Here is a 13,119-nt window from a genome sequence, read left to right on the forward strand (position 1 = left end):
CCTTTTTATATCAGGAGGAAAGTTATGAATATCGGTCAAGCGTCAGAGCGATCAGGAATCTCTCCCAAAATGATTCGCTATTATGAACAAATCGGTTTGCTTGATACCGCCAAACGCTCGAATTCAGGTTATCGAATCTACTCTAATCAAGATATAAAAAACTTATGCTTTTTAAGACAGGCTCGTGATTTAGGTTTTTCCTCCAAACAGATGAAAGAATTGCTTAATTTGTGGAAAAATACAGATCGGCAGAGTGCTGATGTTAAAAAATTAACACTGACACATATAGAAACTTTAAACCGAAAAATAGCTCAGTTGCAAGATATGGTGAGCTTATTACAGATTTCTGCTGATCATTGCTCAGGTAATGAAAACGCAGAGTGTGCCATATTAGAAGATCTTGAACAGGGTGAATAAAATAAATTGAACAGGGTGAATAAAATAAATTGCATTTGATCTTATCTATTTCCTTATCTATATATCAGTCTGAAAAACGTATACCTGCGGTGAACTAATCAGGTGCTTTCACTGGTTCGGTACCCTAGTGAGGACTTGAATCTTAGCCTGTAGCTAAGTGTAGTGGTCAACTAATTTAGGACACCTAATAAGAGGTTTTTATTAAAGTAACGTTTCTCTTTTTCTAGCGGTGTTAAATAATTGTTGAAAGTATGCGGTCTCACGGTTTGATAATAGCCCCAGATATAATCAATAATGGCACTTTTAGCCTCAGCGATATTCTCATAGCCATTCTTTGGCATCCACTCTGTTTTAAAGCTTCTGAAGAAGCGCTCAGTTGGGGCATTATCCCAACAGTTTCCGCGACGGCTCATACTTTGCGTCATGCCATTACAACTTGCCACGGATTCAGCAAATGTCTTACTGGTGTAATGGGTTCCCTGATCAGAGTGAAACAGCACATTACTTGGTTTTAGGCGCGTCTCATACGCCATCTGCAGCGCTTTGGTTGTCAGTATGCTGTCAGGCGAATCTGACACCGCAAAGCCCACTACACGCCGAGCATATAAATCTAACACCACAGCAAGACAACACCAGCCGCCTTTGATGCGAATATAGGTCACATCGCCCGTCCAGACTTGATTGGGTGCTGTTGGGCTAAAGTTACGGTTCAATAGGTTTCCATGGATTTTATGCGTGTTATCAGCGTGCTTATATTTATGCGTCTTCAATTGACAGCTTTTAAGCCCCATCTGCGCCATAAGTTTACCTACCATATAACGGGACAGCTTGATGCCGTGTTCATTCATCATGATGGCGGCAATACTACGAGCGCCTGCTGAGTGCTTTGAATCGTTGAATATTTGGCGTATTAAGGCTTTGATTTTGACGGCTTCAAGGCTAATTGGCTTGGGCTTTAGTCCATAGTAGTAACTGCTTTTCATCACGCCAAACAGTTTGCACAGAAGGCTTTTATTGACCTGTTTGTCTTGCTCTGCAAGCTGACTAATTAGCGATAGCCGTTCAGGCTGTCCAATGCCAGCAGAGCGGAAGCCTTTTTTAGAATATCGCGCTCCATAGTCAGCCGCTTAACCTGCTTACGCAGCTCTTGAAGCTCGCGCTGTTCATCCGTTAAAGCATTGCCGACTTTAGGTGCTTGGCCACTCATTTCTTGACGGTACTGACTCAGCCATTTCTGCAGAGTGGATTTACCTATTCCTAAAGAATCGGCCACGTCAGGTATGGTGCGGTTGTGGTCAACAACTAAACTGATGGCTTCTAATTTGAATTCTCGGGTATATTGGTTGCGTTTGTTGGTCATACTATTTTCCTTCTTTGGGTTAGTATAACCTCTTAGCAGCTGTCCAATTTTATTATGCCACTACAAAGCGATTTCAATAGTTATAGGCTATTGGGTTTAATTAGTGTACATCTGAGTGTACTTGATAAGATTAGCTTTGTGATTCTTTGACTAGGATATTCCCTAATAACCTAGTCTTTATTCATCCTCTGTCCTTATACCCAAGTTGTTACAACCTAATTGATATCCATTGTCACAAGCCTTGGAAAAGTACTTTTTCGCTATAACTGTATTTCGACGTACGCCTATGCCATTAAGATACATCATGCCAAGATTATATTGAGATCTAGCATCTCCTTGATTGGCGGCTTTTAGATACCACTTACCGGCTTTAGCATAATCCTGAGGAGCACCTTCGCCATAGCTATAGATTGTTCCAAGTTGGTATTGGGCAGGAACATATTCTTGGTCAGCGGCTTTTGTATACCACTCGATAGCTTTAGGATAATCCTGACGTACCCCTTTACCCTCGTAGTAAGCGTTACCAATGTTGAATTGAGCCTCAACATCGCCTTGGTTAGCTAATTTCTGCCACGCCTCAACGACTTTGGCATCATTTTGACGCACACGCTCGCTCTTTCGATGTGGTACGCCATTGATGAATTTCATCGGACCAATCCCTTGGTTAACAGCTTTTGTGCGCCAATCGATATGCTTATCGTAATCCTCACGTGTACCTTTGCCATCGTAATTGTGGTAAGTTCTACTAAGTTCAAGTTGAGCCTTAGCATAGCCTTGATTAGCGGCTTTTGTGAACCATTCAATAGCTTTAGAGCGATCCTGATCTACCCCTTCGCCATCGTCGTACATAATTGCAAGGTTATATTGAGCAAGATCATATCCTTGGTTGGCAGATTTTGTATACCACTCAATGGCTTTAGCGTTATCCTCGCGTGTACCTTCGCCCTCGTCATACATTACTGCAAGGCTATATTGAGCCTCAGCATCGCCTTGATTAGCTTGTACTGCAATGTCTTCAAATTCTTTTTCAACAGCTGATTTTACGGCTGAAACTACGTTTTGAGAACTACTTATTTGAGTAACAATGGCTTTATGACACCCTGTCAGCAGAATGCCAGTCAGTAAAAATGTTGCTAGCCTTTTTTTCATAGCTGTTCGTCCTGTTCGTTAATCAAGATAACACTACAATTTATCATTTACATGCCTATCGTGATGATCTTAAATACATTAGTAGATAGTATTGTTAGGCATACTTATAAAATTTACACCAGTGTTTGATTACAGTCCCCTAAATTTGACAGTCTTACCATATCAAAGTAAAGCGACCAAGATTGACCCCTGCCGTCAATCCCGTAGACTTAAATTTGGGAGATTTTAATTACGCAGCCTGACGATAATAGTCAAACCACATCTGTCTTGGCAATTTATAACTCAAACCCTTTTGAATCCTCGTTTGGTTGTAGTACAGCTCAATATAGCCAATGATATCGCTGATGGCTGTAAATCTTGTTTTATAGTCTTCGTGATACACCAACTCATTCTTTAATACGCCCCAGAAACTTTCTATCGGAGCGTTGTCGAAACAATTGCCTTTGCCACTCATAGATCCTGTAAACTGATGCTGTTTAATGATCTTGTGGTAGGCATGGCTACAGTACTGACTGCCTCTATCAGAATGAACGATTAGCCCTTTAGTAGGTCGTTTATTCTTAATCGCTATGTTGAGTGCACGGCATACTAAATCTGCGGTCATACGCTTGTTAATAGCGTAACCGACAAGCTCTTTGGTGTATAAGTCTTTAACACCTGCTAAGTATAGCCAACCCTCATCTGTCCAAATATAAGTGATGTCACTGACCCAAGCCTCATTAGGGCGATTGGCATTAAATTTCTGTTCTAGACGGTTTAGATAGATAAGCTTGTTATGGTTTGAGTTGGTGGTGACTTTAAAGCGCTTGTGACGACGGCATTTTATGCCATGTTCTTCTTTGATACGTCTGACCATGTACAAGCTAATATCATGGCCTTGCTCTATGAGCTTTGCATGCAGTCGCTCAATACCATAGCGCTCACGAGTTTCACTGTGAGCAGCCCTAACCAGTAGCTCAGACTGATTACGATGTACCTGCTGACAGCTGATATGACGACTTAGCCAGTCGTAATAGCTTGATGGCTTAACACTTAGCACACGGCACATAGTGGTGATGCTAAAGAAGTGCTGGTTATCTTTGATAAAGGCGTACCTGACTAGCTGTCACTGCGGACATAGCCCTTCGCCTTGCGTCACTAAAACAGTCTCCCAGACTGTTTCTTAACGTTCCTCATTCGCAAAGTACGCCGTGGCCTCATTCGAACATAGCTCTCATCTTGCGTCGGGGCGAAGCGGTGCTTCGCTTTATCCCTCCTCATTTAGTATTTCGCGTTCCTCTTTAGCCACTTTAAGCTGGCGTTTGAGCTGCTTTATTTCTTGAAGAGCACTTATAAGATCAGGATTATATTGTTCTGTGCCGATAAGTTTGCCTTGATTGGCTTTATTATGCCAATTAGTTAAGGTTTGCATGGGGATGCCAAGCTGCTTTGCGGTCGCTGAAATATTGCCGTTGTTGTCCGCTATCTTTTTAACAGCTTCGGCTTTAAATTCGTCACTGTAGGTTCTTACTTTCTTGGTCATGATAAACTCCGGTTAATACGCTTAGTTTACCAAGTTTAGTTGTACGGTTTCTTCAGCATAGCTCACTCAAAGCTAAGTCTAAGTTTCAATATATGAAAAATAGTAAAGCCATAGGAGCAATGACTTTTATGGCTTTTTTAATTTGGAGGTTTTATCCTAGATTCTGTGTAACTGCCATTTAGATTAAAGGCTTACTAACACGATCATCAAACATAATCATAAAGTGATTTTCTGATGTCTTTAGGGTAGTCAAAGAATACCGTTAAGCCATCCTAGTACTGCGTCAATAAAAAATAGGTTATATCAGCTGATTCTCTTGCCTGTAATGGCTTGGTGTCATGCCATAGTTTTTTTTGAAGGCGCTAGAGAATGCACTGTTATCGATAAAGCCGCTTGCTAATACGATTTGGCTAATAGGCAGCGTAGTATGTTTAAGAATATATTTGGCGTGTTCAAGGCGCAATCGCACGTAATACTGTTGCGGTGAACAACTAAAATTTTTGTTAAATATGCGCTGTAATTGTCTACTTGATAATCCAAGATGATGGGCAATATCCTTAATGCTTAAAGGCTCTTCAAGATTGGTTTTCATCAATGCAATAGCATCTATTACATTGGTATAGCTACTGCTCAGTATTTTTGGCTTGGGCATATGCTGTACGTAAGTAGGCTCACGTATAGAGGTGATAATAAACATGTCTTGTATCTTGGAAACGATATGATGACCATGATGCTTATTGATGATATGTAAAGTCATATCCAATGCGCAAGCTCCACCTGAACAAGAATATAGCTGCGGTGCTATTGTAAATATTTGGTCATTAAAAATAACACCTGGATAGCTTTCTTGGGCTACGCTGATGTTCTCCCAATGCAATGAGGCTGCTTGCTGCTCAAGTAAGCCCGCAGCAGCCAATGCTAGCGCTCCTGTACACAAACCGCCAAGTGCAATATCCCGTACTGCCAATCGCTGAATTAAGGTAATGAGCTTACTAGATTCCAAGTAATCTGTTTGGTGTCCTCCGCATACAAATACCAAGTCGCAGGTTAATAAGTAGTCGAGTGGTGCAGTATGACTTAACTTAATACCGTTACTACTACTGGTTTTATTGTCATCGAACCCTGCCACCACCCACGAGTATAAGAGTTGCTCGCTCACATAATTCGCCATTCGAAGTGGCTCAATGATATTGCTGAACGCGAGCATGGTAAAGCCATTAATCAGTAGAAACCCAATACGCCTAGGCTTGTCTATCATCTTTTCCGTTATCTGAGTCATTTTTTGTCGCCTTCAGAACATACCTAAAATTCTGGCTAATGTTAAGTTGTTTGTCTATATGTCCGATTATAAACATAAAATGTCGCTTATGAAAAAATACCTTATGAATTTTACCTCTATTATCGAACGTGTTCTCAGTTAATTATTACCTACTTTGGAGACGTTCCATGTCAGCACTAAAAGACCTTACTAGCACGTTATCTTCTACAGATTTTTCTCGAGAATTGATGAATTCATTAAACCTAACCTCTTTAGATGGCTCATTAGATAATCTGCATCTCCCAAGTCTAATCGAAATTAAAAACGGCCAGAAAGTGCAACCGACTTTTAGTCATCAAGAATATGCAAATCGTCATGAGAAACTTCGTGAGTATTTAGATAATCATGGCATTGTGGCGGCGCTTTTCACCTCGATACATAACATCAATTACTACTCTGACTTTATATATTGCTCTTTTGGGCGACCTTATGGACTAGTCGTTACTTCAAAAGAAGTCGTGTCAATCTCTGCTAATATCGATGGTGGACAGCCTTGGCGGCGTACTGTGGGCGACAATAATATTGTTTACACTGATTGGCAGCGTGATAACTATTTCAAAGCCATTGCTCAACAAATTCCTCATCACGGCCGTGTAGGTATTGAGTTTGATCATTTACCAATGGATCGCTTTGCTAAGCTCAAAGCTATTTTACCCAATGTAGAGTTTGTTGATATTAGCCTAGCATGTATGACCATGAGAATGGTTAAGTCCTCTGAAGAGATAGCGCTAATAACAAAGGGCGCTCAGGTCTGTGATATTGGTGGGGCGGCATTGGTACAGGCTGTTTATGATGGCGTGCCCGAATACGAAGTTGCCTTGGCATCTACACAAGCGATGGTGAAGGCTATTGGGGAGCAGTTTGGTCAAGTAGAACTCATGGATACATGGACATGGTTTCAGTCAGGTATTAATACGGATGGTGCCCACAATCCAGTAACCAATCGTCGTGTCCAGTCGGGTGATATATTGAGTCTTAACTGTTTTTCTATGATAGCAGGCTACTATACCGCGCTTGAACGCACATTGTTCTTGGATAAATGTGATGCAGATTCACTACGCTACTGGCAGATAAATTGTGAAGTGCATGAAGCAGGTCTTGAGCTTATAAAACCTGGCGTGCGCTGCTGCGATATCGCACATGAGCTGAATAAAATTTATGCAAAATACGACTTATTAGAAAAACGCAGCTTTGGTTATGGACATTCTTTTGGTGTGCTCAGCCATTATTATGGACGCGAGGCAGGACTTGAGCTACGTGAAGATATTGAAACAGTGCTTGAGCCAGGTATGGTCATCTCTATGGAGCCGATGATTATGATTCCAGAGGGCATGCCGGGTGCTGGCGGTTATCGAGAGCATGACATTTTAGTCATCAATGAGACGGGCGCTGATAATATCACAGGCTTTAAGTACGGCCCTGAGCATAATATTATCGGTCGTTAATGTAGGGGAGTGTCATCAATCAATACTGTCTATATTGAGTGGGCTAACATGAATAAGTTTCTTATTTTAAGCCCGCCAATATAGATGATGATGCGCCTCGCACAATGCAATTATTTTCACATTTTACTTATTAAGGAAATAACATTATGGACCTGTTTCTTAACAGCTGGACGTTATTTTGGTTTTTGACCATTAATGTACTGACGCTATTACTGGCAGTGAGTTATTTCTTCGTAGAGCGTCATAACAAGTAATGTAGTAAACGATACGAGGAATCGACATGTTTATTAATTGGATGATATTGTTAGCAGCAATTGCACTTCTCATTGTATTGGCTAGTAAAGCGTCAAAAGTCATGTCAGCAGATGAGGAAAGTGGTTTTTTAGTAGCCGGTCGCTCATTAGGGCCTTTTGTTATAGCAGGTACTGTCGTGGCGACTGGGTTTAGTGGTTGGGGCTTTATGGGTTCACCTGGTGCCGCATACCAATACGGGACGATTGAGCTTTTAGGTAATTTCTTTTTTGCACCAGCCATGGTCGTCGCCGTATTATTCTTTGCGGTCTATTTGCGTAATAGAGCCATGAAGATGGGTAGTAGTACCATTCCTGAATTTATTGTCAACTTGCACTGTAATGATCGAAATTCAATATCTGCTCGCACTTTGCGTATTGTCACGTCTTTGGGCATGGTTATATTTTTGACCGTATTTTTGACGGCTCAGATTAGAGCGCTTGGTATGTTGGGTAGTAGCTGGCTCGGCATTTCACCTCTTCTGGCTTCTGCGCTTTTATTGGTGATTATTACTATTTATACCATGGCAGGCGGATTGCTCGCTGTTGCTTGGACTGATACTTTTATGGTGATTGGGATGGCTACCGCTGCCATTTATATAGTGGTTCAGGTGTTCACTGACATTCCGTTAGCAGATATGATGACGCAGCTGAATGCGATAGATCCAAACCTTGTCAATCCAGAGAGTTCTAACCCATATGGTAATGCCAAAGCTTCTGTTTTTCTAGTATTTGTCTATGCGCTTATCTTTAGTACTGCATTGCCTTATATGTCAGTACGTTTTTTGGCGATGAAATCTAATATTAGTATTGCCAAAACAGGCTTTTATACGGCCATTCTAGGGTGTATTTTGAGTTTGGTGCCTATCGTTGGCTTATATGTTCGTATCAAAAACCCAGGTCTGATCAATCCCGATGAAGCAATGCCTTGGTATTTAGCCAATGCTATTCCAAGTGTGGTAGGTAGTGTGATCACTTTGTTTATTCTTTTTGCTATGAAGTCTACGGCAAACTCTATCTTGCATACCTTATCAACTGCTGCCTCACATGATTTGCGTTTGGCTATATTTGACAATAAACCTCGCACTGAGGCTGAACTATTGAAACTGAATAGATTGTGGGTCGCTATTGTGGCTGCTATCGCCTTCATTTCTACTTTCTTCTTACCTGAAGCGATGCTTAGCTATCTAGGCATATTCTCTAGCGGTACTTTAATGGCAGCTCTATCTGGTGTACTTTTGGTGACTATCTTTTATAAAGGCTCAACGATGGCTGCTATTGCCTCTATTATCGTCGGTGCTGTTTGCAGTAGTTATCTCTTAACATCAGGTATTGTCGGCTGGGTAGAGGGGCCTCTTATCGGATCAGCTGCATCAGCCATCACTTACGTGGTCGTTAGTGTATTGGTTCCTAATAGAGTCAAAGCCATATCAGAAGAATCTGTCAGCGCTTAGATATAGATACTTATATTTATGAATACTTAACAGAGCCTAAACTAACCGCTGAGTTTATTGACTGATAGTCATAAATTCAGCGGTTTACGTATCCAGTAAGGCTGGCAAGTATGAGTTGTATAGATAAGCTAATGCTGATTAACACTCAGTCATTTTGTACCAGTTTTATATTTACTCAATGATATTACGAACATTTTATGTTCAATAATAGAGGTGACTAGTCGTGGAAGTATTGAAAACCAGACCTATAGCGGTTGATGTCAAGCCATGGATTGGCACCATACAAATTGTCATGGCGGCCATATGTTGGGGCACACTTGGTATATTTTCGACTTATCTTAGTCAATTAGGTTTTAGTAGTTGGCAAATTACGATATTGCGTATCATAACGGCAGCTATTATTGCTATAACGATGTTGCCTAAGATCTGGAAACCATTAAGTAGGCTAACACTCGGTCAATGGTTTGGGCTTGGTCTACAATCCCTAATTGGCGTGCTGGGTATGACGGTTTGCTACTTATTTGCAGTGCTTCATGTGGGAGCAGGCACAGCAGTCGCATTACTCTATACGGCGCCAGTCTTTAGCTTGATATTCTCGCACCTATTATTAGATGAGCGAATTACTTATAAAGCTGCATTGTTAGCAATTGTAGCAGTGATTGGCGTTAGTATGACTACGATGGGTGGCACTACTGAAGGGAATTTGGGTATTGCCGTTGGGCTGCTTTCTGGCGTTTGTTACTCTTTATATGGTGTGCTTGGTAAACGCGCCATGCATCATAAACACTCTGCACCACTTGTCTTTTTTACGTCAATTTTGTTCAGTGGCATTGTATTATTGTTCATTCCTACCACGTATACAACTTATTATAAGCTGATACAGCTTCCCGTTATTAGCTGGATATATGTACTGGGCTTATCTTTGGTAGGTACGATTGCACCTTTTGCATTATATATGAAAGCATTAGAAAAACTACCAGCCACACGCGCGTCAGTATTTACTATCTTTGAACCTTTGACCGCAATATTTTTGGCAGTGTTGCTCCTGCATCAAATGTTATCAGGTATTCAATATATAGGCGTTTTTTTGATTTTGCTCGTTGCTTTATTAAATGGGCTAACAAATTCGACCAATGTACAACTGCCGAGATGGTTTAGAAGACAAAAATTATCGTAATTTAGTCTTATAAACATTATTATTTATAGTACAACTCTCTCAAATCAGTTGCTGAGCTCTCAAAAATATTGAGGTGCGCTACAAGTTAATAGACAGTTATTGAAAGCACTCTAAATATTGAGTATACAACTTAGAGTTCGATTCCTGTATAGGGAACCGAACCAGTGCGAGCGTCTGATTGGTTCGCCATAGGTATACCCCAAAGGAACCAGCTATTTCACCCTTTAAACCTATTAACAGACTACTCAAAATAGACTGTTAATATGGAACTATCTATAACAGGCTTTTGAATTATGGGACTGGTCGCCGCGCTTTTGCCCTATCATTAGCCTATACCTTAACAGTAAAATCATTAAATAATAACTCAACCTATCATTAGTCTTGTTTTACATATTAAACGATAGTATTATTCTTAAACACTAAATTACAAGTCTAAACGATAGGATAATGCTATGACAGTCAGAATTTATGTAAGAGCGAGCACTAAAGACCAAGATGCCAAGAGAGCCTTGTCTGAGTTGATTAGCTTTAGCAAAAGCTATGAAGATGACCATGCTGAGTATGTTGAAAATTACAGTGGTACTAAGTTAGATAGACCAGCGCTTACTAAATTGCTTGTTGATGCTAATCAAGACGATATATTGCTTGTTGAGAGTGTAGATAGATTGAGTAGATTATCCCAGGATGACTTTGCTATTTTAAAGCAAAGAATTAAAGACAAAGGGTTAAGGCTAGTAGTAGCAGACCTACCCACCACTCATACAATTAACGTTGGTATGAGTGGTGAAATTCTAAACGTAGTAAATAACATGCTCATAGACTTATTAGCTACGATGGCTAAATTAGATAATGACAAGCGTAGAGAGCGGATCAAACAGGGTTTAGCTAGAAGTGGTTATAAGCCCTCAGGTAAGAAGCCTAATATAGCAAAGCATAAACGTATCTTAGAATTAGATAGTCAAAACACTATGACAAAAGATGAGATAGCCAAGGCGGTTGGTGTTGGTGTGGCTACTGTCTATCGAGTATTAAAAGAGAGCTAGTGTCTTAGGTATTTTAGATAGATATACATCCTTTTCATTGCTCCTATTCATTAGTTTTAATATATGATACAAGTATTTATTAAGAGCTCCTTTGATAGGAGTTTTATATTTACCTTAACTCATAATACCGTCTATTAATATGACTCTATAATTAAAGCATTTGAAGGTTGAACTCAATGCAACTAAAACCTATCGCTGATGTACTCAATCCACTTAATTTAAATTCGCCCGACTTAGAAATGTTACGTCCAGATGAGAGACGATATACAACACTACTTATGCAACCTGATGGTCCTATATTCGCAAGTAAAGAAAGAATAGGAGCATTCGATCAAACTAAAGCCAAGATTAAAGGTAAAAAATTCTTAGAAACTGCAAATGAACGTGGTGCAACTCTTGCGATTACCCCTGAGTATTTTTTGCCTTGGGATACCTTATCAGAAGGTATTGCAGGGGGGTTAGTACCATCTGATAATGCTTTGTGGGTTCTTGGTACTGAAAGTATCACACAAGAGGGACTTGAAAGTTTCAAACAACAAGTTAGTGATCTGTGCATTATTATTCACGAGCCTTTAGAAGATCTTCCTCGAGATCGTCATCTTCTCGGTACGGTAGCACTTTTATTTCAGACAACACATATTGATGGCACAAAAAAACTCATAATATTAATTCAGTTTAAGACGTATCCATCTCGTGACGATTTGTTTTTTGAGGAATCTGTTTTAAGAAGAGGTTCGGTCGTTTACCAGTTCAAGGGTATTAATGGCCCATTAACTGCTGCCGTTATTATTTGTGCAGATGCTTTTGCTCTTGCTGAACTGGACCCTCAATCATTAAGTGACTTCAGTAATCAATCGACACTTATACATATCCAACTCAATCCTGATCCTAGAAATTCTGCTTTTAGGAGGTATCGCACAGCTACTTTTGGTACTGATCCTAGGGTAACAAACTGTCATATTGTTTGTCTTAACTGGGCACAATCCATTGTGCAATGTGATGAGCAAGGAAACGGAATCCATGACTGGCAAAATATAGCAGGATCAACTTGGTACTGTCCTGCCGATTCATGTTCATACAAAGACGAAGTTATTTTGCCTAATCATAAACTTGGTTTGTACTATGCTTATATGAAAGAGCGTCGACACGCTTTACTCTTTCATTATGACGAGGCAGTATTTGAAATATTAGTTCCTAAGATTCTTAGTTTCGGAAATGCAGTTGTTGCCAATCGGAATGGTCCTGTTGCGGTAAGTCGATATGAATGGAAAGAAGACATTAATACGTGGAAGAATGATGTTCCTCCTCCCGAAACAGGTTTTGATAATTTGATAGACAAAACTCCTGATACACGATTAGCACTAACTCACGTATTATCAGAAAACAATGCTATGAATATCGAGCGAGTGCTTGCTTTGAGTGCAGGAGCTATACCTGGAGTAGATGACTGGTATATAGCTAAAAATATAGATTCGTGTCAAATAGAGAAAGATGAAATAATTAATAGAGTGACAGTGGCTCAAGACAATAGTGAGCCTGCCACAAATTTTCGAGATATGAGACTCAAACCAGTTACACATATTCATCATGAACTTATAAACTACGAAAAATGGCCTCCACAGGTTTCAGACATTGATAAGGGTTCCACAATAAACTGGTCAAAAAGAAGCCCTAATTTCAATGTATTAACTTCTGATAAAAAACCTACACTTATTGTTTATCTAGGAGATTCTCCGTCAGCTGATGAGCTAAGTAAAAAAGGGGATATGTTTTACCATCTATTGCGCAAAGAAGGCGGTCCTCATCAGAATCGATTTTGCCTTATATATCGAAAATATGGAGAAATAAAATTCGCTTCGATTCCTACAATGACTCGCATCGATAATCCTATAGAAGATCAAACTGACATTACGTCTGTTACTCCATTTTAAAACATGAGAAATA

Annotated in this window: 10 protein-coding genes and 1 pseudogene; 6 read left to right on the forward strand and 5 right to left on the reverse strand. The window is 40.1% G+C overall.

From position 1 onward, the window contains the following. The first annotated feature begins 24 nt into the window (after positions 1 to 24). Positions 25 to 417 (forward strand): Cu(I)-responsive transcriptional regulator, encoded by a 393-nt coding sequence (gene cueR / locus CUR83_RS12825; RefSeq protein ID WP_007394853.1) that lies wholly within the window; start codon positions 25 to 27, stop codon positions 415 to 417. A 170-nt stretch (positions 418 to 587) separates the two neighbouring features. Here cueR and CUR83_RS12830 read toward each other — a convergent pair whose 3' ends face one another. The 5 genes and pseudogenes from CUR83_RS12830 to CUR83_RS12855 form a co-directional block, all read right to left on the reverse strand. Beyond that, positions 588 to 1,493 (reverse strand): IS3 family transposase, encoded by a 906-nt coding sequence (locus CUR83_RS12830; protein ID WP_342213132.1) that lies wholly within the window; start codon positions 1,491 to 1,493, stop codon positions 588 to 590. Next, entirely contained in the window at positions 1,466 to 1,777 is a 312-nt protein-coding gene (locus CUR83_RS12835; protein WP_079690625.1) for a transposase, read from the reverse strand. The genes CUR83_RS12830 and CUR83_RS12835 overlap by 28 nt, the downstream gene beginning before the upstream one ends. Positions 1,778 to 1,954: 177 nt before the next feature. After that, positions 1,955 to 2,926, reverse strand: a complete 972-nt coding sequence (locus CUR83_RS12840) for a tetratricopeptide repeat protein (RefSeq protein WP_284719782.1) — start codon at positions 2,924 to 2,926, stop codon at positions 1,955 to 1,957. A 229-nt stretch (positions 2,927 to 3,155) separates the two neighbouring features. Continuing rightward, positions 3,156 to 4,448, reverse strand: a pseudogene (locus CUR83_RS12845) (IS3 family transposase). A gap of 298 nt (positions 4,449 to 4,746) precedes the next feature. Beyond that, positions 4,747 to 5,727 (reverse strand): GlxA family transcriptional regulator, encoded by a 981-nt coding sequence (locus CUR83_RS12855; RefSeq protein WP_051397418.1) that lies wholly within the window; start codon positions 5,725 to 5,727, stop codon positions 4,747 to 4,749. A 227-nt stretch (positions 5,728 to 5,954) separates the two neighbouring features. Here CUR83_RS12855 and CUR83_RS12860 point away from each other — a divergent pair, with 227 nt between their 5' ends. From CUR83_RS12860 to CUR83_RS12880, 5 genes are all read left to right on the forward strand, one after another. After that, on the forward strand, positions 5,955 to 7,211 hold the full coding sequence (locus CUR83_RS12860; protein WP_180952642.1) for a M24 family metallopeptidase: 1,257 nt from the start codon (positions 5,955 to 5,957) through the stop codon (positions 7,209 to 7,211). Between the two features lie 280 nt (positions 7,212 to 7,491). Then, positions 7,492 to 8,955, forward strand: coding sequence for a sodium:solute symporter family protein (locus CUR83_RS12865; protein WP_025646105.1), 1,464 nt, complete (start codon positions 7,492 to 7,494; stop codon positions 8,953 to 8,955). Between the two features lie 223 nt (positions 8,956 to 9,178). Continuing rightward, positions 9,179 to 10,132 (forward strand): DMT family transporter, encoded by a 954-nt coding sequence (locus CUR83_RS12870; RefSeq protein WP_025646106.1) that lies wholly within the window; start codon positions 9,179 to 9,181, stop codon positions 10,130 to 10,132. Positions 10,133 to 10,584: 452 nt separating this feature from the next. Beyond that, positions 10,585 to 11,175: a recombinase family protein gene (locus CUR83_RS12875; protein ID WP_025646108.1), complete on the forward strand. Its 591-nt coding sequence runs from the start codon at positions 10,585 to 10,587 to the stop codon at positions 11,173 to 11,175. A 176-nt stretch (positions 11,176 to 11,351) separates the two neighbouring features. Further along, on the forward strand, positions 11,352 to 13,106 hold the full coding sequence (locus CUR83_RS12880) for a hypothetical protein (protein ID WP_025646110.1): 1,755 nt from the start codon (positions 11,352 to 11,354) through the stop codon (positions 13,104 to 13,106). Positions 13,107 to 13,119 lie beyond the last annotated feature (13 nt).

Source organism: Psychrobacter pocilloporae, assembly GCF_029872915.1.
Lineage (GTDB): Bacteria > Pseudomonadota > Gammaproteobacteria > Pseudomonadales > Moraxellaceae > Psychrobacter > Psychrobacter pacificensis.

Coding starts and splice junctions, on each gene's coding strand:
- CUR83_RS12880 (WP_025646110.1), top strand. CDS start 11,352: ATGCAACTAAAACCTATCGCTGATGTACTCAATCCACTTAATTTAAAT.
- CUR83_RS12835 (WP_079690625.1), bottom strand. CDS start 1,777: ATGACCAACAAACGCAACCAATATACCCGAGAATTCAAATTAGAAGCC.
- CUR83_RS12865 (WP_025646105.1), top strand. CDS start 7,492: ATGTTTATTAATTGGATGATATTGTTAGCAGCAATTGCACTTCTCATT.
- CUR83_RS12855 (WP_051397418.1), bottom strand. CDS start 5,727: ATGACTCAGATAACGGAAAAGATGATAGACAAGCCTAGGCGTATTGGG.
- CUR83_RS12875 (WP_025646108.1), top strand. CDS start 10,585: ATGACAGTCAGAATTTATGTAAGAGCGAGCACTAAAGACCAAGATGCC.
- CUR83_RS12840 (WP_284719782.1), bottom strand. CDS start 2,926: ATGAAAAAAAGGCTAGCAACATTTTTACTGACTGGCATTCTGCTGACA.
- cueR (WP_007394853.1), top strand. CDS start 25: ATGAATATCGGTCAAGCGTCAGAGCGATCAGGAATCTCTCCCAAAATG.
- CUR83_RS12860 (WP_180952642.1), top strand. CDS start 5,955: ATGAATTCATTAAACCTAACCTCTTTAGATGGCTCATTAGATAATCTG.